The organism is Acinetobacter sp. UC24323, assembly GCF_024151445.1.
GTDB lineage: Bacteria > Pseudomonadota > Gammaproteobacteria > Pseudomonadales > Moraxellaceae > Acinetobacter > Acinetobacter baumannii.
The window spans coordinates 135,948-158,518 of record NZ_JAHIBY010000002.1; the positions used below are offsets into that span (position 1 = coordinate 135,948).

Consider the following 22,571-nt stretch of genomic DNA (forward strand, 5'->3'; position numbering starts at 1 on the left):
AATCACCAATCTTGAGTATCATTTTGAGTACCGCCTCAAAAATCAAATCGGATACTCAAGATTTCATGTTAAGTGACTCAAAAATCAGAAGTGCAAAACCAAAAGAAAAGCTTTATCGACTTGGTGATTCCGACGGTTTATGTGTTGAAATTAAACCCAATGGTAAGAAGTATTGGCGCTATCGTTTTCAGTGGCTCAAAAAAACACAAATGATGAGTTTGGGTGAATACCCTATTGTTGGCTTAGCCGAAGCTCGAACAAAAAGAGATGAAGCTAAATCATTAGTAGCGAGTGGTATAAATCCAATAGAAGAAAAAGAAAACCAGAAAAAAGCTAAACATGAAGAATATGACAATAGAGTTCTATTTAAAGATGTAGCTGCAGAATTTAAAAAAGAAAAATTAAATAATCGATCAGAGCGATATCAAGAAGCTTTTCAGCGAGCGCTCGATAAAGATATTTTAAAAGTTATTGGCGATAAAGATATTAAAGAAGTTACCTCGGCAGATGTTTTGACAATAATGAAAAAAACCATTGCACGAGTTAAGCGCCAAAAAAATCATGGTACCGGCGAAGTATCAGCAATTCAGAACCGTACTTTTATTGGCGGTGTAATGCGTTATGCAATCGCCACACTTAGAGCTGATTATGATCCTACATATGCAGTTAAAAATGTAGTTGAGCGTCCAGAAATAGAGCACGCAAGACCTATGGAAAAACATGAGGCCGTACAACTTCGAAATAAATTAAATAGCTATGGTGGATCTACTACAGTAAAAAATGCTGGGCTAGTAATGCTCTACTCTATGCTTAGGACTATCGAGATCCGCCGCATGAAGTGGGAATATGTAGATTTTGAAGCAAGAACAATCACATTTCCAAAAGAGATGATGAAAAAGAAGCGCATTCACATCGTTCCAATGTCTGACCAAGTTTTCAATATTCTTCAAGAGCAACGCAATATTGTCGGCAATCGTGAATATGTGTTCCCTGCGATTTATCAAGATGGAATGCTGTCAGCAACAACGCTTAATAAAATGCTTGACTATATAGGCTTATCTGATGTGACTGCCCATGATTTTCGTGCTACCGCATCTACCCTTCTAAATGAAAAGGATTACGACGACAAGTGGATTGAAAAGCAATTGGCACATGCAGATGGAAATAAAACCAGAGCAACATATAACCATGCAAAATACCTAGAAAGCAGACGTAAAATGCTGCAAGACTGGGCTAATATTGTAGATAGTTGGGCTGACTAATTTCCGACCAAATGCACTTTTGACTACGTCAATTTTTGACTTCTATTTGTTTATCCACAGCTTTTTAAATTTGAATTTAAGCTCATCCCTAGAATATCATCTTGAATATGTTACAAAATCAAGCTAGGGGAAACTTATGAGCGAAATTGCACCGTCCATTATTCAGATAAAACCGTACATCACACAAAGTATTGTTTTATCTGAAGCTTTATCATTTAAGCAAGTTGTACCTTCAACTCACATGCTTATCCCCTACGCACTCGAAAAGATTTCAGCAGGCTTCCCCAGTCCTGCACAAGATTACATAGACAAAGTGCTCGATATGAATGAGCACTTAATTAAGAACGAAACTTCAACGTTTATTGTTAAAGTTGCTTCGCTTTCGATGCTCAATGCAGGTATAGATATTGATGACGAGCTAATTGTTGATCGAAGTCTTGATGCAAAGCACGGCGATATTGTTGTTGCACTAATCGATAATGAATTTACGGTTAAGCGGCTAATGATCGATGAAAAAGGAAAATGGCTAAAAGCAGAAAATCCGGATTATAAAAATATTTACCTTTCGGATGGCCAAGAATTAATTATCTGGGGTGTTGTTACCTGCGTAATTAAAATGATAAGAAAGTCATGAAACACGAAAACAAAGTCTTTTTCTTGATAGACGTCAACAACATGTACGTTTCATGTGAGAGAGTCTTTGACCCATCTTTGAATGATAAGCCCGTAATTGTTTTGTCAAATAACGATGGGTGCGCCGTGGCGCGTAGCAATGAGTCAAAAGCCCTAAATATAAAAATGGGTGTGCCTCTTTTTCAAATTAAAGACATTGTTCAGCAGCATAACGTAATCGTACTTTCTAGTAATTATGCAATGTATGCAGAAATGTCGAGGCGTTTTCATAAGATTCTGAGTTCGTACGTAACTGCAGAAGAAGTTGAACCGTACTCTATAGATGAATGCTTTGTTGATTTCACAGCTTATGAAAAGAACTTTGATTTAGAAAAAGTCGGTCAGCAAATGCGCCAACAAATATGGAAATGGCTTGGTTTGCCCGTGTGCGTGGGAATTGGTCGCAGTAAGACGGAGGCAAAGATATCCAACCATATAGCTAAGAAAAATCAAGGCTTTAACGGCGTTTGTGATCTGGTGAATATGGATCCGTGCAATAAAGAATATTATTTTTCTTTAATTGATGTGTCGGAAGTTTGGGGCGTTGGTCGTAAGCACTCAAAAAAGTTGCAAAACATGGGAATTAATACAGTGCTTGATTTAGCCTGTGCTGAGCCGAGAGAGATGCAGAAAAAGTTTTCAATTGTGATGGCAAGAACAATCTATGAGCTACAAGGTATCTCATGCATTGAGATCGAGCATACTCCCCCATCAAAAAAACAGATTGTTGCAAGCCGGTCTTTTGGCGGTCGTGTAACAGAATTGAATGATCTTAAAGAAGCTATCTCAATGTATGCTCAAGATGCTTGTAAGCGCTTAAGAGATGAAAAGTTACTATGCGGTTGCATGATTGCTTTTGTACAGTCAAATCCTTTCGACCCAAATGTGCCTTTCTACAACAAATCAATCACAGGTTCGTTCTCTGAGCCTACGGATTGCGCTATTGATTTTGTAAGAGCAGCAACAAGGATGGTAGATGAGATTTATAAGGAAGGAATTAAATATAAGAAGTGTGGCGTAGTGCTAACGGGGCTTGAACCAAAATCTGGACATACCTATGACCTACTTACCGACTTTGAGGACATAGAGAAAAAGGAGTGTTTAATGCAGGCTATGGATGGTATCCACAGTAAGTTTGGAAAGAAAAAGATTGGTGTAGGTCCCTGCTTTATACCCGGTCGAAACTGGTCGATGTCGAGAGATAAATTAAGTAGAAATCCATTTAGCTTTGATGAACTAATAATTATAAAAGACTAAAATACAATATATTAGGAATAATGAGTTTATTTTTTATGAAGAGAAATATGAAAGAAATTGAAAAATATGTTGGATATTATTTGCTTGTATATATTTGTGTTCTTGTAGTGTGCGGCTTTTTTCAGTATATGGTTGTGTGCCAAGGGAAATCTTTAGAATGCAATTTTAGTATGAATGGAATAAATACTATTATTACCACAACGGCTTATGTAATTACTCCAATTGTAGCAATTATTGGTTTTCTTTCATGGCGTAATCAAGAAACATATAAAAAATCTCAAGAACTTATTGAAATGATTCTTGATAAAATTCGTGATTTACAAAGATGTTGGCATGCAAGCCGAGATTATGAGGATTTCAGTTTATTTCAGCAATATTGTGCAAGGGAAATTTTCGGAACTAAGAATTTTGATGAGTTAGATTTATTTCAAATTACAGAAAAAAGAAATCAAAAAAATATTCTTATTTTTAATGATTTACTGTTTCTTAGTGACAAACTATCCCTTGAATGTGACTTAGACTTCAGCGGACTCGATGAAATTAATGAAAACATAAAACTCACTTTAGAAAACAATATGGATGACTTATATAGTTTCCGTCAGGAACTGGTAAACCTAAAATATGGTAGTGAACACGAAATAAAATCTGAAACTGAAATGCGTAAAATTTGTGACAAATTTGATAGTCATTGTAATTATATTATGGGGCGAAAAGAAAATGTAGACAGGCATGATTATTCAAAAGAAATTAATGAAACTATTCATAAATTGAGTAGAGAGGTTATAAAACTTAAGAGCCAAATCTAAAATCTAATTGTTTAAGCAGTACTACGATACTTGAGTAACAACTCACCTAATTAAATGCTTAAAATTAATATATGAGAATAATTTTGCTCAAAAGCTGATTTTTTTATTAAAACTGTGCAAATATTTTCTCAATTAAAGCCCTCCTCAGAGGGCTTTAACACAAATACCCACATTCACATTACTATTGATTGTATGAGCTGTGCACCCTGAAAATAGAATGCACAGCAATGTAATTGTGAAAGCTATCTTTGAACGTCTGCAATGGAAGACTTTCATACTAGCTGATCCGGTTAGCAATCCAGCCATAGAAAAACTGTTTCTGCTTTGGATTACGCTCACAGATTTCAATGTAACGCTGCCCTTGCATAATATTGAGCACACGCACCAGAACCTTCTCGCCTTCTTTCCCGCGTTTTGCCAGATAAGTTTTTAGAGCACCTAAAGTGTTAGAACCATAAACGCCATCAACCTTCAAGTCTGCATACCCGGCTTTACCTTGGTTATTCAGCAAATTTAATGCACGCTGTAAAAGTGGTTTTGCAAAGTTGATACCGCAGTTCACACCAGTATCTAAAAGTTCTTCAGCTACAGCAGAGCTAATTGTATTCACCTGATCAAATCGTGGGGCTGTCCAGTACTGCTTCTTGTAAACCGCTTTGGCTACTTCAAGCGGCAAATCTTTCATATTGCCCTTGTAGCCATTTTCCCGTGCCACAGCTTCAGTAATACCGTACTTTGTTGCCCCTCCTCGATCCGCAGGATTATTTACATACCCGCCTTCGCGTTTAATGAGTTCTTCAAGATATTGTTCAATGTTCATTTCGGTTTCCTTTGGATGTAAAAAACCGCCCGAAGGCGGTATTAACTGTTCGTAATATCGTTTTTGGCTTTCTTAAACTCTTTGATCACTTCAACGATCGTTTTACCTTCCTGTTTATCAATAAAGTTAAAAATCCAACGGACCAAAGCCCAACCGGGTAATCCACACACAAAGAAGAAACCACCAAGTGCAATCATCCCCCATACATCAGTAACCCATTCATGAAGCCCCCACTTCACAATAATGAATGAGCCACCAGCCAAACTTGATACAACCGTACAAATCAGACCAACTGCCCATTCTTGTGGTGAGCGAGGCATACGTGTCATTAATACAACTGCTGCAACCAAGCCGACCGCTAAAGTCACCATAATTGCAGCCCCATAGAATTTTAATAGTGCTGTAAAACCGCTTGTTGAAACTGGTTCCATGCCTTTTACTCCAGATTTTTGGCAATAAAAAAACCGCTAACTGCGGCCATAATTCTTTTTTAAATTTATAACGCTTGTGCATAACGCCACATTTCATCAATTTCATCATTAGAAATGTTCAAAAGTGGAAGCATATATTTGACTGAATCATTTGTGCGTTCAAACTTTTCAGATTCGTTATATTCGATCTGGACTCGTGTTTTTAGCGCAGGATCTTCAATGTCAGCTATAGCCTGTTCAACTTTTTCTAAAAGCTGGTACTGAAGAAGAGCAAGCTTAAATTGGCGCCTTGTAAGTGGTTTAAACTCAGCAAGATGTAGCTGCTCTTTTTCTTCATCAGAAAGATAATTTTGCGGATTTAAATGACGATCAACTTCTTCAGCTGTCATTTCAATTAAATCGTCTTCTAAAGCAAAGACTTCACTCGTTTTTGTGTTTCTAAAATATTTCATCGTAATTCACTCCAATATAACGGCTGTATTGCACTACTTGCACTAATTTTGTATGTGCTACCCGCAGGGACAATAAAAGAATAGAAGCCGGAGCCATAGTTAGGCCCTGCCGCATCATACGTGTGTTTAAAAATGCTAACTCCATCTACAATTGCTTCAATAACCATTGTTGCACTATTAGTGTCTGGAAAAGTGAGACATAACTGGATGGGCCGACCCGTCGAATTTAAATAAGTTGTTTCTAACGATCGATTAGCTTTTACATCTTGCCAAGTCTGACCAATACCTATCGCATTATTTGAAGTCGTATTAATCGAAATATTTCCAGAACCGTCAAAGTTAGCTGAGCCGGAAATTGCACCAGTTAATGCAATATTTCTAGCAATCTGAAGCTTTGTCGCAGTAGCCGCATTACCAGTAATATTAGAATCTGTATATGCAAGCTCTTTTTTGATCAATAATTCGATTGTTCCATCACTGCGTTCAACACAAGTCATTACCCTTGTTTTACCCGACACGGGATCACTTGCAATAATAAAAGTCCCACCAGTAGATAGAGATGAGACTAACCCAACAGAATATTGAGGGAAAAATTTACCCTGACCATCGTCAAAAAATGCCGTAGATTTATTGCTATAGTGATGAATAAACTCTTGATCTGATGTAAAACCTGTCCATTCTATTTCAAGTTTATCAGCAGCTACTGCCGTAGCATTTTTATCAAGTTTATTATCTTGTAAAGCTTTCCCCTGTTTTGCAGTTAAAGCCTTATTTGCATCATCAGTTTGTAAATCATCAGCAAGTTGTACAACACCACTTTGATTTGTTGATGCTGCTCGAATATTTTGCTGAGATATGCCTGTGATTTGGCCTTTGTCATTAACTGTTATTGATGGGATCTGAATCGTTGATGCATACGTTCCAGCAACTACCCCACTATTCGCAAGTGTCAAAATACATGTTGAATTGCTAGAACCATCATAATTAAACGCGCCTGTTGCTGCGCCTGAAAAGCTCACGGTTCGTGCCGTTGCAAGTTTGGATGCTGTAGCTGCATTGCCTTCTAACTGGGCTGCAACAAGCTTTCCGGCAGTTCTAATATCCCCTTGCGAATAAATCCCATTCACTGGAACTAAATTACTTAGACTAAAGGTACTTGATACTAACAATCCACCAGTTAATACCCGTTGGCCATATTGTTCAGCTTCATCCGTAAACCAAATATCACTATTACTACGGATTTTACTGATATATGTAATCCCATTAACCCGTAAATCCCCTGTGACAGTTCCACCCGAAAGTGGCAACTTTGAATCGTCCCGAGTTCCAACTACACGCCACTCTGTCCATGATGCCGTTGTACCATTCATATTCCATGTCTGGCGCATTGCCATTGTGCCGTTATTAACCCCACTAGCTTGATGAGGATAATATATTTGATGACATGTGCCTCCACTTCTTAAAACAACAAGAACTCCGTAACCATATAAACCTGCTATTGCAACTTCAGCTACAGTATATTTGCCATCATTTATGGCTGCATCTAGCTGTGATCCATTAGAGATACTTCCGTTTAGTCGCAAAGGAGCTTCAATATTAATATCCTGAGTACCATCAAAATTAATACTGTTAATCTTTCTAGCTGTTTGGAGCTTTGTCGCAGTAGCTGCATTACCAGTAATACTAGAATCTGTATATGCAAGCTCTTTTTTATTTAAAAAATCGATGACCCCGTCATCTCGTAAAACGCAACTAATAATTTTAGTTTTACCGGTAACAACGTCATTACCAATTATTAAAGTTCCACCTCCCTTTAACGATGAGACTAACCCAACAGAATATTGAGCAAAGAACTTGCCGGTTTGATTGTCAAAAAAACTTTTTGGTTTATCTGCGAAGTACTTAATAAAGTCAGTATCATTCTCAAATGACGTTGTTTCAATTTCTAATTTCTTGGCAGCTACTGCCGTAGCAGTTTTATCTAGTTTATTGTCTTGTAAAGCTTTCCCCTGTTTTGCAGTTAATGGTTTTTTAGCATCACTGCTGGTCAAATTGTCGATGAGCTCATCATGACGAATGTAATCTTCATCAATAATTTGGTTAATAGCTAAACTAAGTTTGTTAAAAAGAAAATTAAACCATTGACGTGCTGGTTTTAAATTAACTGGAAAGCCATCTTCTTGATCTAAACCATCTGTATTTTTTTGCCCGTTTCGGGCAAATTCTGGAAGTTTATCTACTGCCATTTTTACACGCTCTCAATAATAAGTGAAACACCCGCAGGCAATGGAAAAAAGAGTTGAACAAGAATCCGGTCTGAATAAGACTCTCTTGTCAGAAATTTAAAAGTTACCGACATATCTTTGTTATCAATAACTTTGAATTTGTCATGATTGAGAACAAGCTTGAAGATTTCTTTGGTTTGATCAATGTTCCCGGTGCTGGTGTTCTTAAGAATTTTTGCCTTTATCAGACTTCGCAAAAATTGCCCTTTAGGAATTAACCCACCTGTGCCAGATTGGCCTGACTCACGGAAATAACCACCAACATCTGAATCATCCGTTTCACCAAATGTCAGAGCATTCTCTTGGTCAATAAAACCAAAGTATTCAAGCTGCGCTGCACCCGGGATAATTAACGGGGTACCCGTCCAACGTGCTAAAGTTTCCAGATAAGGATCGTCTGCAGAGTCAACATCGTAATGTTTGTGCAAGTTATTCAAAAAATTGAAGCAGTCAACTAACGGGGAATTGACTGCTTCAACCATTGCAACAAACTTTGTTTTAGAACGATGTTGACTGGTGATTAATTTCTTATAATCACCAATCGTTTTATCATCCACTAGTCACCTCAATTTCTATCAACGCAGGATCACAAAAAGCAACACAGCCGAAAGGCAAAATATAGTCACCCAGATGCTCAGCACCGTTGGCCACAATTTTAATGGAAGACACTTCATAAGTTTGGCTCTGCTCTGCGCCATATAAGTTAGCAGCACCATACAACTTGTTTTGAGTAATCTTGTCGCCAATATCCAAAGCATTGACATATTCAGCAAGCAGTTTACAAATTGAGTCCGCTGTATCAGCACTGTATGATTCATATGTTGTGATTTGCAGTTTAAAAGTAATATTGACAACATCTGGTCGATAAAATGAAATTGTCTCAGCGTCACCATAAACATTAACAACAGTCACGTTTGTATTGCCATAAAGCGCACAACCCATTGATTTGTATTTTTGGATTAAGTTTCCAATAGCTTGAGAATCGCCACCATAAACAATCACACATAACGATTTAGGCGGCAGTCCGTTTCCATCGGAGACTGTTTCTTTGTTCTCGAAATACTTGCAACGAGTAACGTTTGGCAGGTCAAGAATAGCCCCCCTTAATCCCTCTGGCATCGACTGAGAAGGTATCGCCACTGATAGTGCCTGTCGCTGTCTAAGCTTCGCATTGGTTTCAGCATCTTGGCCAATAGATGATGAATTTTGATTATTCACACCTTGCCAGCCACGAGTTGGCGTTAAAATAGTCTTAATGGTATTTGCTGATGCCAATATTGCGCCAGCTTTTTCAGCAGTTGCAGAAACTGTAATGAATCCCGAAGGTGGTATGGTGATATTGAGTGGTAATATCCATTTATTATTGTTTTTATCGGCAACAATGCCCGCACGGATCAGTGTGCCAGACAATCCTGTAATAGTTACATCAACTGTAGAATAGGTCGCCAAGGAACGTGCAATACCGTTGATTTTAACATTGCGAGTTAATGCATCGGTATTCGCAGTTTTAGGATTAAATGAGTTATAAGTCTTTACGCACACCGCATTCACATCAGAAATCGCAAGCGATAAGATGCCTAAAAATTGTCCATCTAAACTATCATTTTCAAGGTAAACATCATTACCATAAATACTTCTGTATTTATCTTTTAGATATGAAAGAACTTGGTCAAAAGTTGGTGCTGTAATTCCGCTTTCATCAATAACGGGTGCTACTGTAGTAAGTGCCATTAATCATACGCCCCTGTTAATGTTGTTTTTCCAAAAATTGTATTCACAGTCATTGATACTGTTAAACGGCGCACATCTGGGTCTAGTAAACTTTGAAATGATTCAATACTTACAACACCATAAGTTTCTAAAACACGTTGGCGCAAAGTTAGCTCATATAAACTCTTGGATTGTTTGCCTAGTATTGCTTGTGACCATCCCGTTCCATCGGATGTATCGGCAAACCACTCGCCAATCCATAGCTTTAAACGTGTGTCAATTGCTTGAGCAATAGCTTCAGCACTATCAATATGAAAGTCATTTAGTCCAGAACCAAAGCTGTAATCACCCATATCATCTTGTTTTCTATAACGCATAAAAAAAGTAGCCTTTCGGCTACCCCTCACAATATGATTAGATTATTTTGGAGTTCCAGTATCAGATTCACCACTTTGAACATTGCCATGTTTATGAGTTTTAAACTCAATACCGTCAATTTTTGCCCCGCCTGATAATTCAGATTTGCCCGAAACCGTCATACCACTTTGCATAGTTGATTCACCAGTAACTTGCAAAGTCTGTTGCATCTCGACAGGATGGTGAAACACCGACTTTGTGCCAATAAAATGTATTTCTCCATCTGGCGTGATTTGAATCTTACATGTATTAGCATCATTGCGGATTTCAAGATTTTCCGAAGAGATATCGCTGATCTTTTTGGCTTGAGATTGAGGCTTGAAAAATGCAAAACCATCAGACAAATCGTGTTTACGCATGTCAAAAGGGTTTTGAATACCACCCGATTGCCACCACAAATCAATATTACGGTCTGCAAATGACACCAGACATTCATCACCTTTATTGATTGGATGAGTAATAGTAAAACCACCAGCGCATGGAAACATTACCGGCACATCTTGAATGACTGGAAGTTCCACAGTTTCAATATCACCAGATTCTGTGCGAATTGGAATTTTAATGAGCGGCTGGACATTGACGGTTACTTCTTCAGGATTATAGCTATCTACTTCACAGGGTAAAGCTGTCCATAGGTTTGCCAATTCAGAGCGAATAGCATCTTGAATAATAGAGAGCTGATCAGGTGAAAGTTCATTAAGACTGAGTGCCATTGATACCCCCTGATGGTCGCCAATTTTCATCGACCGATTCAATCGTGATTCCAGATTTAGGTACCATAGTATCTATGCCAATGCATACTAGGTAGGTGTACCAGTCATTTCCTCTTGTATCTCCGTAATGTTCAACAGAGCGTATAAGAAAAAGGCCACCTGCATTGGTGGCCATTCTTGGATCTTTTTGAGCTTGGTCAACTTTTTGCCCTCCATAGGAAATATCAAAACTCTCTGTTTGAAGATTAGTCATATCAACCTGAACTCGCCCACCCCATTTCATTTTAGGATTAAGTAAGCATGTAACTTTTAAACCCTCACTAGTGAGTTGCGGCATACCAACCATACCTGTTTTAGCAGTCAGTATTTGAACTGGTACGGGAATGTAACTTGCTACTGGTACCATGCTTAATGTGTCATCTGAGAAGTCTATCAGCATGTTATTTTCTTCATAAAATTGTCTGAGATTCTGCTCAAGCGATCCAAAAAACACACGGCCACGCGGGTATTGTTGTTGCCTCAATTCAACAAGATCACCACTTTCCACACCCTGTTTATTAGCTTCCGCAATCAATATTTTCCCAGAATCATTAATTGTAGTACCTGCTGGTATACATTGATTCACCAAAGCTGTGCTTTTTAGCTTGTCGCCCGATTGGGCAAGAATGCATAACCATGTATCAGTAGGGTTATCACGTCCGCGGCGAAACTGAAATACTCGACCTTTAAATACTACCTCCATTGGCCCAAGTAAATATCCACACTCTAAGATTACAGTGGTGTCGATACGCTCGTTATTCACACCAGCCAAGCGATTCATTGTTGATTCGCTCATATTATAAATATAGAACTCAGCGGCTTTAGGGGTTGATGTTGTTGCCTGACCAACATGAAATACAATCCTAAAGTCAGATAAATCCAAAGCATCAGGCTGACCATTGTTAATTTGAACTGTCAATTTGCATTTGCGTTCCCATTGTAATGTCATTCAGGATCCCTCCAATACAATTGGATTTTTGAACCCAAATCATAAAATCCTTGCAACTCATCTTTATTGTTATTGATCACAAACATTGAACCTTTGATTAAGTATTGATGTTGTTCAAGTAAATCAATACCAGAATTCATTGCTAGCCCCGAAATAATTTCATTTTCAGAACTATCCATAATGTCCAAAAACCAAGTATCAATACGATAAATAAGTTGTAGCTTGTAACTGATCTTATTGAGCTGAACGCTAAACTTCTGATTACCAGTACTTAGTGGTATTTCATATAAAGCCATTTCATCCACCAAATATCCCTGTCGCTAATTTGCTTAAAACAGATTCATTCACTTGTTTTGGTTGAACCGTTCCGCCATTCGAGACACCTGCGGTTACTGCTGGGTTTGCCTGATTATCTAAAAGCACAATGGTTTCAGAAGACTGGACCATAAAGACTTTTTTTAGCGTCATTTCAATCATTAAAACATTTTCAGTTTGTAGATCTGTCGTGCAACCCAGTGACTTGATCAGCATATTTGTATAAAGTCGTTTACCAGTCGAAATGACCAATAAGACTTTTGAATCTTGCAGTTGCTGCAATGTTTCATAAATTGTGACAAGACCAGTAGTTTCAGACAAGATCGAATCACCAACCATTCCATTGAGTTTTCCTGCACTTTCAGACCAACCCACTTTTATAGTTACCTCTGGGGGCTCTTTATATGCATGATCAGACATAGGGGAACCCACTTCAGTTGGATGGTCTGTAATTACCAATTCATCTTTATGCTTTTCCTCAATTGTTACATCGGCAAACAACCCCATAATTGTGCGACCACGGCCAGCAAGCAATAATGATCCGACCTTTTCAGTTAGCGGTGATGATGCCAATGTTCCAAGCGCAGTATTTAAAATTGTTGAGATTGCCATTTTTCACCCATTAAAAAACCTCCCAAAGGAGGTCTGAAATTCACTATCACTTAGATACTTACATGCTTCAGTAAGATGAATAAATATGTGCCAGAAAACAAAGGGATTCTGGTTTATTATGAAATAGTTAGTTAACTCTTAATTAATATAGGGGAAATAATGAGTCAAGTTAAATGCCCATATTGTGGCAGCATTCAAGTTAAAGCCATGTCCAACCAGCCAAAAAAATATCCTAGGCCATCCGACCTTGAGGATTTACAGCGTTGGCAGCGCGGTTATGATTGTAAAAAATGTGGTAATGATTTTATTGTCACCCCACCTAAACCCCTTGGATTATTTACCAAGATTTGTGGCTATATTTTACTAGCAATAATTGTATTCATAGTTTATAGCGCCTTTACTAGAGATGATAATAAAAACTCAACCAAGATCAAAGAAGATAAACCAGAAGAAACCCAAATCATTGATCATGCTCCCTCAGCACAGCAGGAAGACCCATTAAAACAGGAATTCTCAAAAGAAGCTGAGGAAGCAGCCCATGCCTATATTCCACCAGTTGAAGAAAAACCACACAAAAGTATTTCTGATAGCCAAGATCAAAATGATACATTGAGTATTAAAACCACTATTCGGGGGTCTAATTAATGAAAAAACTAATCCTTTTGTCTTTACTTTTGGGTGTAAATTTTAGCTTGTCTGCAAACACAAATTGCTCAAAACTAAGTGACATAGCTGATAACAATTATTTAGAACTGGATGCTCTTGAAATAATGAAGGTTTCATCAGATAAAGGAGCTCGTGTTTACTTCCATTCAGCACCATCCCAGTCATGCAAAATTAAGCAAAAGTTTGTGATTTCAAATGATCAAGTAATAGCTTACTATTCATTTGAAAACGAGGGTCAAGAGTGGCTTTATGTTGTCTATACTGGAAAGAACAATAAAAAAACTGTGGGCTGGGTTAAAAAAACAGATCTAACTTTTATTAAAACCACAGCCCTAGATGGTTAAAATCACCAACTAAGCAACAGGCCCAACAGCATTCCTTGCCATGATAATGTTTGCATTTTCATGGCTTCTTTTTACTGCTTGAGCAGATGCTTGTGGGTCTCTTGCACCATTGATAGTCATCTCAGTTTTGTATTCTTGATGAATCGTAACCTGAGATGATTTAGTGCTTGAGTTGGTTTGGTTTACCTGCTCCTTGTTTGGGTTGCTCGTTGGTGGTGCAAATGTTTGGATATTTGATTCATTGGTATTATTTGAAACTGGCAATATATTACTGCCACCAGTCCTCTGTACCGAACCTTTTTTCAATCCCTCAGCAATAACCATACCCATTGCTAGTGCCTCAAACTCTTCCTTCGTTAGACCACTAATAATTTTATTGGTTAAGCTAACACCGCGCCTACCAGCCTCAGAGTTAATAATATTTTCATAACTCTTATAGTTTGCTTTGCCAGAATAATCACTTTTAGCATATTTTTTCAACATTTGCGGAATAGTTAAGTTTCCAAAATTGCGCTTAAGTAATTGGGCTTTTGCAGAAGCACCTAGTTCAGGTGTGGCAAATATGGCATTCCCCCATTGATCTAGATCAACTACTCCTTGGTATCTTTTTTGAGCGTCTGATAGTGCTTTCTCTCGACTTCGCTTGGATTTTACCGTTTTATCAGCACTACCTTTGAACTCAAATTTAAGATTACCAGGATTGTTATTTCTCCAAGCAACTGTGCCATTATCTCTGGTTTCGGTTGCACCATCAGCCATTTGATAGACTCGTTTTTTACCATCAACACTTAAAACTTTTACAATTGTATTTGATAACTTATTTGATTCCTGAATGGTAGTTTTCACCGCCCCATCAACCGACTTACCAACACCCATCACAGCCTCAACACCTTTTTGGGTAATAGCTCTAACACTGTCAGCCAGTGCGGTAACAGTGGTTGTGCCAACATCAAGAACCTTACCAACAATATTATTAGCACCATCAACAATGTTTTTACTGACTTCATTTATCGTTTTAACTGGCTGACTTGGCTCCCCACTATCTTTTGTTTTTAAAGTATCTTTTGCCGTATCTACAACTTCATTTACGGCCTCAACTGGATCTGAAATGATTTTTTGAACAAAGTTGACCACCTTGTCTTTAACACCACCTAGTAAGTCAAGGAAACTGCGAATTTTATCCATAATGCGATCAATACTTTTCGACCACTTAGCCCATGGTAAAAATGAATCAGCTCCGCTTTTCCACTTATTAAAGTCTTTGATCAACCATCCGATAGCAGAAGTTAGTAGACCAATTAAAGCAATGGCCCGGCCAATAGGGGTGAGTGCAAATACTTTAAATAAAGCGCGTAATACCTTTGCCAAACCCAAAGCTGATTTTCTGGCCATGGTGAAATATTTAATACCAAAACCATGCTTGGCAATTAAAACACCAATGATAGCCAATCCACTGATTGAACCAATGATTGCTTGTATTGCAGGGTCTAGCCGCCCAAATTCATTAATCACCTTGCTGACAAGTGATGACACCCAATCGTATATAGAACCAAGAATTGCCAACCCTTTATCTATATCTTCAGACCACTTAGACCAATCAATTAAAGACTTACCGCCTTCTCTCCACGTCTTGTAGTCATCATAGAGAAGTGCTAATGCTGTTCCTAAAGCCAGGATCATGCCTAACGGTGATGAAAGAAATGCTAAACGTAGAGCTTTTAGCAGCCAGATCAGATTCTTAATAGTAGGAAGAAATTTCCCCAACAAGCCAAAGACCCTGATCATTCCGCTAAAGGCTAAAGCAACCAAGGTGAATCTTAGACCGATTCCCAACATGTTTTTTATTTCAGGATTCAGTTGGCTAAATGCTTGAATTCCTGATTGGAGCAACTGATTGAGTAACCGTAGTATTGGAATAAGAGCTTTACCAGCCTGCATCACTACCACTTGAAAACCTGTTTTGGTCATCATTGTCAGATCACGATATTCAGTCATGAATTCATTACCTGATTTAGTCAAGTCGTCATTCATGCCGAGTTGCTCTTGAATCTTCTGGTATTTCTCCATATTTGAGAGAAATTTACCATCACGCATTGCAAGCAATGTATTTTGATCTATACCCAATGATTGAGCGTAAGCATTCGCTTGATATGCTGGCATTTGTGCAAGCACAACGCTTAAGTCCTTCATGACTTCTACGCGGTCACGCATGTCACCATTAGCCTGTTTGGTATCCACACCTAAGCTATTGAGCATTCCCTCATAACCTGGAGAATTACGCACCTTCTCAGCTAAGGATTCAAGCGTACCAATTGCACTTTCAGCATTACCACCCATTTGAGATATGGCATTTCCAAAAGCAGTAATATTGGTCGCACTAGCACCAATACGCTGAGATGAGAAGTAAAGTTTATCCAGCTCACTTGCAGTTTGACGTACTGCAATAACCGCACCAGTAGCCAAGGCAAGTAATGCACCTTTTAATGCCACAGCTTTTAATTCAATGCCTTTCATGGCATCTTGCATTTGTCCCAGACCTGTATTGTCAGTCTTAAAACCCAATGCAACCATGAAGTTGCGAATCACACCTTCTTGTGCCATGAAATCACCTGTTATTTTTACTATTAATTTTCATTATTCAGTTCTTCACATCACAATGAAATTTGTACGAGTTGTTAAAGTAAAATTAACAACTACTTTGATTTGCGTTCTCGATCTTCATTGATCAGATACTCATTATCAGCAACGACATCTAAAGCATCATTCATCAATGCAATATCAGCAAGATCGATCTTTCCATTTTTCAAAGATTCAAACTTACACATGCCTTTAATGACTGGCCGCATAAGCCAGTCTTCTTGTCCCGGTAAACACTTATAATTTATGTGGACTGTGTCTGAATGCTCGATGCCTTCGTAAGCAGTCCTTGAATAAAATTTGCCATACTGACTCGAATCACAGCGATGACAAGCGGTAAGATTTGCGCCATGTCCAAATCATCAAACATGATTGATTGCCCACGGCATACAATTGCAGATCCACGCTTAACAACCGATAGGCACTTGTGAATAATGTAATTCACATCATCCTCAGGCATCTTTGCAAATGCTTCCATGAATGGTTCTAATGCTTCAGCAAGGGGTTGCAGCCCGGTCAAATCTTTACCGTCAACAGCTTCATCATCTTTACCGTCAACAGCTTCGATAGATTCAATTACCTTTGCAAAATCACCTTTAGCAACTTCGGTTATGATTGGCATCAGGGTTGGGATAATTGGGGCGATTTTTCGTGATACATGAAACTGATCGAGCGCATTTAAGCGTCCGATCGTGTATGCATGCTCACCAATATTGATGATCTCATTCATTAAAAATTAATCCTTTTTCGTTTATTCGTATGTGCCAAGCTTCATATCGAGTTTGATTGAATCAAATACCCACTCAACTAGCGAACCATCTTTGGCATTGGTATAGTCAGGAACTTTTTTAAATGCACATTTGGATGCTGTGTGGTTATCACCAGATCCAGTGTGGTTTAGAGTGATGGTATTTTTGCCCCATTTACGTGTATTACCTTTTTGGGCATTGTAAATGTTCATGAGTTTGGCATTTGATGGTGATGTCTTTAGCAAACGAATAGTGACTTGACCTGAGTTGTCAGCATGCAATGAATGCATCCCCTCACCATCAGCGCCAATTGTCATTGTGTTTTTATCGCCTGCCATAGCGAAAGTAATACCTTCGTCAGCGACACCTGCACCATAACCAAGATCAATGACACCATCATCACTAGTAAAGGAACATTGGGTGTCCATAAAGCTATAAGTAGACATAAATTGCTCCTTAGCGATTTACTGAGACAACAACATCAGCAAAGTGCACCGCACCTGCTAATTTAGCTGCAATTTGAAAAACTGGCGCTTTACGTGCTTCACGCTCTGATTGAGCTTGATCATCTAAACTATTGGCATAGACATAAAAGCCTTTTGGTAGATAGTCGCCAGTGCTCAAAGCTCCAAAGCTGTCACCATTCCATTGACCCTCCCCGAGCAAGCCATTGTTCATACCTTGTTCACATGCACGCTCAAGCACTCCACACTGGCGATTTACACCCGCTGGAGTCTGGGGAATTTTGGTGGTACTGGTGTAATAAAGATTCCAAAGTGAATTTTCTAAATGATTTTGAAACCAATCCAATCCGTGGATTTCATCAATGAATGTGCCATCACACATCACACCTTCTTGTAAAATAGCGGTGTCATTATCATATGAAGCAAAAACATTACAGTGCTTTGCAGTGAGCGCATTAGCTTCTGAAATTTTTAAATCTTCAGGTGTAATGCCGGGTAATTGTTTAAACTTCAACGTGATCGTGGTGTTTGTACCGTTGAAATTCACGCTAAATGCACGACCAAATACTGATGCGGCTGCATAAGCGTTATGGCTTGAGAATATGCATAATGTACGGCGGTATTTTGCATTTGAGAGCTTATAAGCAATATCAGTTGCACTGGTTGATTTAGTTGCATCTTCAATCTGAGTTGTATGACCAAAAAGGCGAACTGGATCAGAGGCTTCGATTAATGCTGCAACTGATAAAACTTGTTCATCGGTTAAATCTGATGCGATCACCAATCCATACCATTTGAGCGAATCCAAACACGCTGTAACTGCTTCTTGAATTGTTTCTGGTGTTTGACCATCTTTGTGCCAATAACCAATATATAAAGTGCGTGGCTTTGGCGATTGTCCAAAATATGCCAATGCTGCTTTATATTCTGGATCATCAACACCATAATTTTTACCAACCTCTTCAATGCTAGAGAACTCTCGCATACGTTCAATGGTATCAATGACACCACTAGTTGAGCCTAAAATCAGTAGAGAGCCAAACGAACGTGGCCCTGCCGCTAATGCAGCAAGACTAATGCTGACATTTACGACATTAGAAACAGGTAAGGTCATGATGACTCCTATTTATTATGAATATCGATTTGGTAACTTTTGAAAGTTTTTACTGCATACGTCCGTTTGGTTTTACGTCTAAATGACGCAACCAAGTCATAACGATGCACATATTGTTTGTTTAGAAAATCAGGGGCAGTGATGATCTCACTACATCCAACGAATTTGATTTTTTGCGCTTTAAGTTGCTCGATGTTTTGCGGAATGCCTAGACCATCCTTAAGGACGTTTGCAATCGATTGCCCGTGGTCGCCATAAAACGATAAAAACAGCGTCAATTCTTCATGTCGAATTGAATCCATTGTTTCGTCTTTTTGGTCGAAATAAGGCCCATCATCAGAAATTATTGACTGTACGGCGAAGGCGCACCAATCCTCACCAATTTCGGGGAATGGTGGTGGAACACGCTGAAAACGTGGCCGAACCATTGCACCTGGTAAAGAAGTAATACCGACAATGAAGGCTTGAAAGATGTCCTCTAGGTCTTGGTCATAAGCAGATCCGCCACTAGGGGGGATATATCCCCCTGAAGCAGAATCACCCATGATTTACCCCAGTGGTTTAAGCTCACAAATTGCTTTTATAAAACCTTGGCCATAATGCAAGTTATTCAAAACCTGAGCTACGATGTAAGTTTTACCCTTCCAAGTAATCTCATCAGCTTTGGTTTTTGCATCGCCCGAAGTTAAAGCGAACTGTGTGTGAATGTTGATAGCGCCTTTAATCAATGTGCCATCCGGTCGGCGGTCCATGTTAAGGCCATTATTTGTAGTAACCACACCATTAAAGGATGTTGAGGTAGTTGTTTCTTGAGATCGCCCATTATTTCCTACGATGACTTCTGTACGCTTACAGATAATGCCTGTGTCCATAAAGTCTGGATCTAAAAGCACGTCTGAAACATCAAGTTGAGCCACGCTTTACCTCCTTTTCCTTTTTCATGATCACGTAAGTAACCGACTTTCTAAGCTCTCCAGTATCAATCAACGGCCGAACCAGGCCTGCTTCAGCTGGACCAGTTTCAAGCTGTTTAAGATACTGTTTAGCACCTTTACGGCCACGCCGTGCACGAGCACGGATTGTGGCCAAAGATAAGGGGGCAAATTCACCATTCACGAAATAAGCACGAACTGAATTCATTGCAATCATTCCAGCGGACTCAAGCAATTTCATCATTCTTTGGCTATTACCATTTAAAGCAGCATCAACCGCTTTAACTAGCTTATCGCCTACCGGTTCTTGAACTTCTTCAACACCCGGCACCAGGAAAGGTCGCTCAGGAATGTTTTGAGAAGGTGAGCCGGTTTCCTGAAGGTAACCAATTTGTGCATTGGTAAGGCCGTCACCCTCGGTTCGAGCTTCCCCATGCGGAATACCTACTAAAACATCCATTTGAGAGAGTTCAGCTACAGCTTGGAAAATGTCAGCTAAACCATTACCTGAAGATTTAACACCACTGCTCATAATTGGATGCCTCCAGTACCAGCCATCCGCAACAACTGATAAAATTGGACGCCCCAGGTAGTTTGGTTCCAATGACCAGCATCAGTAATAAGAACACCGGAAACATCCATAGATTTTGAAACGCCATCAACTGATTTAGAGGTCTCATTACCTACGATTTTTCCGGCATCCGCACCAATACTTGCTGCAGTCATCGTACGCCGATAAAGCGTAAGATAATGAGCTATGAACAGCGTTAAACCGTAATCAAGCATATCCTCCCAACGTTCCTCGCGAAGTAACTTTTTCCCGAGGTTTAAATAGAAATTAAACTGAAATGACGGATATTGCGTTGTATCAGCAAATGCCGGCATTTCTTCACGAAAAGAGGATTCACTGATCATGGGTTAGGTTTCCTTTTGTGTGGCCTTTTCTTTGGCTGGTGTAGCTTTAGCTAACTCAGCTTTCAACTTTGCAATTTCGGCATCACGGTCTTGGAGTTCTTTTGCTGACTGGATTTTAAGATCACTAAGTTCTTTATCCTTAGCTTTCATTTCTTCGTCATGCTTAAGAATTTGTTTTGCTGCTTCATCAAGCTGGATTTGCATTGCTGCAATATCTTGATCCTTTTTCTCAAGGACTTGTTCAAGCTCATTGGTATATGCTGAATGTGCTGGAATTTCCTGTGAATGAGCTTTCACGAACCAATGATTGGCCACGTATTCTTCAACTTCTTGAATTCCAGCTTGCAAAACGATTGTTTTCGCTTCCCCTTGCTCATCTCGACCAAGGTTAACGGTTAGCGGCTTACTTAAAAGAATTTGTACTAACTTAGACATGCTCACCCCTTATAGGCCATCAGCGTAATAAGCTGTTTCTGGATATACCCATTCAACAACACCTAAACGGCCGAAATAGGTAGTAATTTGTCGAATACCACGATATTCGATCGGTGTACGTTGCAACGGTACAAGTGGGAAACGCACACGATCTTCAGACTGTGTATACGTCAACATACGATCCGTACCACCTGCACCACGGCTTACACACCACTTAGAAGGCTGAATATTTAGAGGTCGGCCATTCACTGAATTACTTAAGCTATTGAGCTTTAAGAACTCAAGGATAGAGATATTCCCTGCTTCGCTGACAATACGCGAAGTTAAGAGACTAAATTGCACTGGTGGCAATAAAAGCTTGTCCGGGCAAACCGCAAAACCAGAAGCCACCCAAGCGTTATTTAAGACAAGGTTTACATCGTCTAAAATTTCTTGTGGGGTTGCTAGTTTCCAGTTTTTATTAACGTTGGTTGCACCTACTTTAGAAGAGTTTAAAAGGCCTTCTACACCAAGCGTGTCATCGCCGATATATACCTGCTCGTCAATATCCATTTGATATTTCAGATTCATACCTTTGAATTTCTGGTCATCCACTGGACGGCCTACAGCTCGTGCAGACTCCAATTCTGGAATGGTATAGCCAATTTCCATACCCCATAAGCTAAGAGGCTGGGCAGTCTTACCAATATCCAATGCAATGCCGGCAATAGCATCGGTATTTTTACCAATCCAAGATTTACCGGTTGGTGATGGACCACCAGCTGCAGCAAAAGTAGAGTTTGTGAATGAAGATACTTCATCTGCAATAGATACATCAGAGCGCAAGTCAATATCACGGCCCCATGTAATATTTGCTAATGGCTCATGTAGAGTTTGGTCAAGGCGCTCCAATTCACCTAAAAGAAATGCACCAGTACTATCAATTGTACGTGCATCAAAGGTATGCATAGTGCCAGAATCACGTGTACGTGCTCGAATTGGTCGACCCATTGCTACTGCTTGAGTCATGGTCGAAGCTAAGAGTAATTTACTCATGTTTTCATTTTCTCCAGGCGTAAAAAAGACGCATATAGCGCCGTGATTTACGTCAAAAATATTTTAAATGTTGTAAGAGATTTCTACGTTGCCTTGAGCATCTGCATCATGCATAAACATTGCATTTTTTAGTTCAATGGTATTCACACCATCTGCAACCGCTTCAATCCCGCCGATCGGTTTTAGTTCTGTTCCTGTAGCTACACGCACATAAACTTTCCCGGCTTTTTTCGCTGTACCGGCGTTACATTTAACTGTCATGTAACCACGGCGCATAATGTCATGCACAATTCCCGATTGAGGTACAGCTGCACCGATTCCATTTAAAGCTGATTGAGTAGGGTAAGAACGAACAATTAAGCCATATACATCGGTATCAGCCGCTTCAAGCGGTACAATTCCATCTGCTGTTAGCTTTCCGAAAATACCGAAGACACCAAAACTACCTTTGAGAATGTGTGCTTCAACTGTGGAATGTGCTTTTCGTGAAATATCACCTGGAATGCCTGAAGGCATACGATATAGATATGCATTACCCAT

General features: G+C 39.3%; 29 protein-coding genes. 6 read left to right on the plus strand and 23 right to left on the minus strand.

Features of this window, described 5'->3' with window-relative positions; genetic code table 11:
- The first annotated feature begins 65 nt into the window (after positions 1-65).
- From KNQ97_RS03260 to KNQ97_RS03275, 4 genes are all read left to right on the plus strand, one after another.
- Entirely contained in the window at positions 66-1,262 is a 1,197-nt protein-coding gene (locus KNQ97_RS03260) for an integrase arm-type DNA-binding domain-containing protein (protein ID WP_188137829.1), read from the plus strand.
- Positions 1,263-1,398: 136 nt separating this feature from the next.
- On the plus strand, positions 1,399-1,896 hold the full coding sequence (locus KNQ97_RS03265) for a LexA family transcriptional regulator (RefSeq protein WP_045899668.1): 498 nt from the start codon (positions 1,399-1,401) through the stop codon (positions 1,894-1,896).
- Positions 1,893-3,191, plus strand: a complete 1,299-nt coding sequence (locus tag KNQ97_RS03270) for a Y-family DNA polymerase (protein WP_253611806.1) — start codon at positions 1,893-1,895, stop codon at positions 3,189-3,191. The genes KNQ97_RS03265 and KNQ97_RS03270 overlap by 4 nt, the downstream gene beginning before the upstream one ends.
- Before the next feature lie 47 nt (positions 3,192-3,238).
- A complete protein-coding gene (locus tag KNQ97_RS03275; RefSeq protein ID WP_253611807.1) occupies positions 3,239-3,997 on the plus strand; it encodes a hypothetical protein in 759 nt (252 codons plus the stop codon).
- A gap of 277 nt (positions 3,998-4,274) precedes the next feature.
- Here the strand turns inward: KNQ97_RS03275 and KNQ97_RS03280 are convergent, their stop codons facing one another.
- From KNQ97_RS03280 to KNQ97_RS03330, 11 genes are all read right to left on the minus strand, one after another.
- On the minus strand, positions 4,275-4,817 hold the full coding sequence (locus KNQ97_RS03280) for a glycoside hydrolase family 108 protein (RefSeq protein WP_253611808.1): 543 nt from the start codon (positions 4,815-4,817) through the stop codon (positions 4,275-4,277).
- 41 nt (positions 4,818-4,858) lie between these two features.
- Complete coding sequence (locus KNQ97_RS03285) at positions 4,859-5,248, minus strand: hypothetical protein (protein ID WP_253611809.1); 390 nt, start codon at positions 5,246-5,248, stop codon at positions 4,859-4,861.
- Positions 5,249-5,313: 65 nt separating this feature from the next.
- Positions 5,314-5,700 (minus strand): hypothetical protein, encoded by a 387-nt coding sequence (locus tag KNQ97_RS03290; RefSeq protein ID WP_253611810.1) that lies wholly within the window; start codon positions 5,698-5,700, stop codon positions 5,314-5,316.
- A complete protein-coding gene (locus KNQ97_RS03295; protein ID WP_253611811.1) occupies positions 5,697-7,946 on the minus strand; it encodes a pyocin knob domain-containing protein in 2,250 nt (749 codons plus the stop codon). The genes KNQ97_RS03290 and KNQ97_RS03295 overlap by 4 nt, the downstream gene beginning before the upstream one ends.
- A 2-nt stretch (positions 7,947-7,948) precedes the next feature.
- Positions 7,949-8,542, minus strand: coding sequence for a DUF2612 domain-containing protein (locus KNQ97_RS03300; protein WP_253611812.1), 594 nt, complete (start codon positions 8,540-8,542; stop codon positions 7,949-7,951).
- A complete protein-coding gene (locus tag KNQ97_RS03305) occupies positions 8,535-9,716 on the minus strand; it encodes a baseplate J/gp47 family protein (protein ID WP_253611813.1) in 1,182 nt (393 codons plus the stop codon). The genes KNQ97_RS03300 and KNQ97_RS03305 overlap by 8 nt, the downstream gene beginning before the upstream one ends.
- A complete protein-coding gene (locus tag KNQ97_RS03310; protein ID WP_253611814.1) occupies positions 9,716-10,072 on the minus strand; it encodes a hypothetical protein in 357 nt (118 codons plus the stop codon). The genes KNQ97_RS03305 and KNQ97_RS03310 overlap by 1 nt, the downstream gene beginning before the upstream one ends.
- Before the next feature lie 42 nt (positions 10,073-10,114).
- Positions 10,115-10,825, minus strand: a complete 711-nt coding sequence (locus KNQ97_RS03315) for a Gp138 family membrane-puncturing spike protein (RefSeq protein ID WP_253611815.1) — start codon at positions 10,823-10,825, stop codon at positions 10,115-10,117.
- On the minus strand, positions 10,809-11,813 hold the full coding sequence (locus tag KNQ97_RS03320) for a hypothetical protein (protein ID WP_253611816.1): 1,005 nt from the start codon (positions 11,811-11,813) through the stop codon (positions 10,809-10,811). The genes KNQ97_RS03315 and KNQ97_RS03320 overlap by 17 nt, the downstream gene beginning before the upstream one ends.
- Positions 11,810-12,109, minus strand: a complete 300-nt coding sequence (locus KNQ97_RS03325) for a hypothetical protein (protein WP_001240307.1) — start codon at positions 12,107-12,109, stop codon at positions 11,810-11,812. The genes KNQ97_RS03320 and KNQ97_RS03325 overlap by 4 nt, the downstream gene beginning before the upstream one ends.
- A gap of 1 nt (position 12,110) precedes the next feature.
- Positions 12,111-12,740, minus strand: a complete 630-nt coding sequence (locus KNQ97_RS03330) for a phage baseplate protein (RefSeq protein ID WP_098714967.1) — start codon at positions 12,738-12,740, stop codon at positions 12,111-12,113.
- Positions 12,741-12,899: 159 nt separating this feature from the next.
- On the opposite strand from KNQ97_RS03330, the gene KNQ97_RS03335 reads away from it, so the two are divergent.
- Positions 12,900-13,385, plus strand: coding sequence for a hypothetical protein (locus KNQ97_RS03335; protein ID WP_253611817.1), 486 nt, complete (start codon positions 12,900-12,902; stop codon positions 13,383-13,385).
- Entirely contained in the window at positions 13,385-13,750 is a 366-nt protein-coding gene (locus tag KNQ97_RS03340; RefSeq protein WP_253611818.1) for a hypothetical protein, read from the plus strand. The genes KNQ97_RS03335 and KNQ97_RS03340 overlap by 1 nt, the downstream gene beginning before the upstream one ends.
- A gap of 9 nt (positions 13,751-13,759) precedes the next feature.
- Here the strand turns inward: KNQ97_RS03340 and KNQ97_RS19250 are convergent, their stop codons facing one another.
- The 12 genes from KNQ97_RS19250 to KNQ97_RS03400 form a co-directional block, all read right to left on the minus strand.
- Positions 13,760-16,351, minus strand: coding sequence for a hypothetical protein (locus KNQ97_RS19250; protein ID WP_367398832.1), 2,592 nt, complete (start codon positions 16,349-16,351; stop codon positions 13,760-13,762).
- Between the two features lie 92 nt (positions 16,352-16,443).
- Positions 16,444-16,596 carry a hypothetical protein gene (locus KNQ97_RS03350; protein ID WP_001247957.1) on the minus strand — a complete coding sequence of 51 codons (153 nt, stop codon included), beginning with the start codon at positions 16,594-16,596 and terminating at the stop codon, positions 16,444-16,446.
- A gap of 35 nt (positions 16,597-16,631) precedes the next feature.
- On the minus strand, positions 16,632-17,117 hold the full coding sequence (locus KNQ97_RS03355) for a phage tail assembly chaperone (protein ID WP_001002533.1): 486 nt from the start codon (positions 17,115-17,117) through the stop codon (positions 16,632-16,634).
- 21 nt (positions 17,118-17,138) lie between these two features.
- A complete protein-coding gene (locus KNQ97_RS03360) occupies positions 17,139-17,582 on the minus strand; it encodes a phage protein (RefSeq protein WP_000109245.1) in 444 nt (147 codons plus the stop codon).
- 10 nt (positions 17,583-17,592) lie between these two features.
- Positions 17,593-18,714 (minus strand): DUF3383 family protein, encoded by a 1,122-nt coding sequence (locus KNQ97_RS03365; RefSeq protein WP_000174800.1) that lies wholly within the window; start codon positions 18,712-18,714, stop codon positions 17,593-17,595.
- A gap of 8 nt (positions 18,715-18,722) precedes the next feature.
- A complete protein-coding gene (locus KNQ97_RS03370) occupies positions 18,723-19,259 on the minus strand; it encodes a hypothetical protein (RefSeq protein ID WP_000502799.1) in 537 nt (178 codons plus the stop codon).
- Positions 19,260-19,262: 3 nt separating this feature from the next.
- The gene (locus KNQ97_RS03375) at positions 19,263-19,631 is read right to left on the minus strand and encodes a hypothetical protein (RefSeq protein ID WP_000057777.1); all 369 of its coding nucleotides are present in this window, start codon (positions 19,629-19,631) and stop codon (positions 19,263-19,265) included.
- Complete coding sequence (locus tag KNQ97_RS03380) at positions 19,618-20,178, minus strand: hypothetical protein (RefSeq protein WP_253611819.1); 561 nt, start codon at positions 20,176-20,178, stop codon at positions 19,618-19,620. The genes KNQ97_RS03375 and KNQ97_RS03380 overlap by 14 nt, the downstream gene beginning before the upstream one ends.
- A complete protein-coding gene (locus KNQ97_RS03385; protein WP_019767504.1) occupies positions 20,175-20,561 on the minus strand; it encodes a DUF4054 domain-containing protein in 387 nt (128 codons plus the stop codon). Before KNQ97_RS03385 ends, KNQ97_RS03380 begins: the two co-directional genes overlap by 4 nt.
- A 3-nt stretch (positions 20,562-20,564) precedes the next feature.
- Positions 20,565-20,996 (minus strand): hypothetical protein, encoded by a 432-nt coding sequence (locus KNQ97_RS03390; RefSeq protein WP_253611820.1) that lies wholly within the window; start codon positions 20,994-20,996, stop codon positions 20,565-20,567.
- Positions 20,997-21,005: 9 nt separating this feature from the next.
- Complete coding sequence (locus KNQ97_RS03395) at positions 21,006-22,031, minus strand: DUF2184 domain-containing protein (RefSeq protein WP_019767502.1); 1,026 nt, start codon at positions 22,029-22,031, stop codon at positions 21,006-21,008.
- 63 nt (positions 22,032-22,094) lie between these two features.
- Entirely contained in the window at positions 22,095-22,571 is a 477-nt protein-coding gene (locus tag KNQ97_RS03400) for a hypothetical protein (RefSeq protein ID WP_253611821.1), read from the minus strand.

Excerpts from the sequence above, each read along its gene's own strand:
- KNQ97_RS03260 (WP_188137829.1), top strand. The coding sequence starts at position 66 with ATGTTAAGTGACTCAAAAATCAGAAGTGCAAAACCAAAAGAAAAGCTT.
- KNQ97_RS03265 (WP_045899668.1), top strand. The coding sequence starts at position 1,399 with ATGAGCGAAATTGCACCGTCCATTATTCAGATAAAACCGTACATCACA.
- KNQ97_RS03270 (WP_253611806.1), top strand. The coding sequence starts at position 1,893 with ATGAAACACGAAAACAAAGTCTTTTTCTTGATAGACGTCAACAACATG.
- KNQ97_RS03275 (WP_253611807.1), top strand. The coding sequence starts at position 3,239 with ATGAAAGAAATTGAAAAATATGTTGGATATTATTTGCTTGTATATATT.
- KNQ97_RS03280 (WP_253611808.1), bottom strand. The coding sequence starts at position 4,817 with ATGAACATTGAACAATATCTTGAAGAACTCATTAAACGCGAAGGCGGG.
- KNQ97_RS03285 (WP_253611809.1), bottom strand. The coding sequence starts at position 5,248 with ATGGAACCAGTTTCAACAAGCGGTTTTACAGCACTATTAAAATTCTAT.
- KNQ97_RS03290 (WP_253611810.1), bottom strand. The coding sequence starts at position 5,700 with ATGAAATATTTTAGAAACACAAAAACGAGTGAAGTCTTTGCTTTAGAA.
- KNQ97_RS03295 (WP_253611811.1), bottom strand. The coding sequence starts at position 7,946 with ATGGCAGTAGATAAACTTCCAGAATTTGCCCGAAACGGGCAAAAAAAT.
- KNQ97_RS03305 (WP_253611813.1), bottom strand. The coding sequence starts at position 9,716 with ATGGCACTTACTACAGTAGCACCCGTTATTGATGAAAGCGGAATTACA.
- KNQ97_RS03310 (WP_253611814.1), bottom strand. The coding sequence starts at position 10,072 with ATGCGTTATAGAAAACAAGATGATATGGGTGATTACAGCTTTGGTTCT.
- KNQ97_RS03315 (WP_253611815.1), bottom strand. The coding sequence starts at position 10,825 with ATGGCACTCAGTCTTAATGAACTTTCACCTGATCAGCTCTCTATTATT.
- KNQ97_RS03320 (WP_253611816.1), bottom strand. The coding sequence starts at position 11,813 with ATGACATTACAATGGGAACGCAAATGCAAATTGACAGTTCAAATTAAC.
- KNQ97_RS03325 (WP_001240307.1), bottom strand. The coding sequence starts at position 12,109 with ATGGCTTTATATGAAATACCACTAAGTACTGGTAATCAGAAGTTTAGC.
- KNQ97_RS03330 (WP_098714967.1), bottom strand. The coding sequence starts at position 12,740 with ATGGCAATCTCAACAATTTTAAATACTGCGCTTGGAACATTGGCATCA.
- KNQ97_RS03335 (WP_253611817.1), top strand. The coding sequence starts at position 12,900 with ATGAGTCAAGTTAAATGCCCATATTGTGGCAGCATTCAAGTTAAAGCC.
- KNQ97_RS03340 (WP_253611818.1), top strand. The coding sequence starts at position 13,385 with ATGAAAAAACTAATCCTTTTGTCTTTACTTTTGGGTGTAAATTTTAGC.
- KNQ97_RS19250 (WP_367398832.1), bottom strand. The coding sequence starts at position 16,351 with ATGGCACAAGAAGGTGTGATTCGCAACTTCATGGTTGCATTGGGTTTT.
- KNQ97_RS03350 (WP_001247957.1), bottom strand. The coding sequence starts at position 16,596 with ATGCGGCCAGTCATTAAAGGCATGTGTAAGTTTGAATCTTTGAAAAAT.
- KNQ97_RS03355 (WP_001002533.1), bottom strand. The coding sequence starts at position 17,117 with ATGAATGAGATCATCAATATTGGTGAGCATGCATACACGATCGGACGC.
- KNQ97_RS03360 (WP_000109245.1), bottom strand. The coding sequence starts at position 17,582 with ATGTCTACTTATAGCTTTATGGACACCCAATGTTCCTTTACTAGTGAT.
- KNQ97_RS03365 (WP_000174800.1), bottom strand. The coding sequence starts at position 18,714 with ATGACCTTACCTGTTTCTAATGTCGTAAATGTCAGCATTAGTCTTGCT.
- KNQ97_RS03370 (WP_000502799.1), bottom strand. The coding sequence starts at position 19,259 with ATGGGTGATTCTGCTTCAGGGGGATATATCCCCCCTAGTGGCGGATCT.
- KNQ97_RS03380 (WP_253611819.1), bottom strand. The coding sequence starts at position 20,178 with ATGAGCAGTGGTGTTAAATCTTCAGGTAATGGTTTAGCTGACATTTTC.
- KNQ97_RS03385 (WP_019767504.1), bottom strand. The coding sequence starts at position 20,561 with ATGATCAGTGAATCCTCTTTTCGTGAAGAAATGCCGGCATTTGCTGAT.
- KNQ97_RS03390 (WP_253611820.1), bottom strand. The coding sequence starts at position 20,996 with ATGTCTAAGTTAGTACAAATTCTTTTAAGTAAGCCGCTAACCGTTAAC.
- KNQ97_RS03395 (WP_019767502.1), bottom strand. The coding sequence starts at position 22,031 with ATGAGTAAATTACTCTTAGCTTCGACCATGACTCAAGCAGTAGCAATG.
- KNQ97_RS03400 (WP_253611821.1), bottom strand. The coding sequence starts at position 22,571 with ATGGGTAATGCATATCTATATCGTATGCCTTCAGGCATTCCAGGTGAT.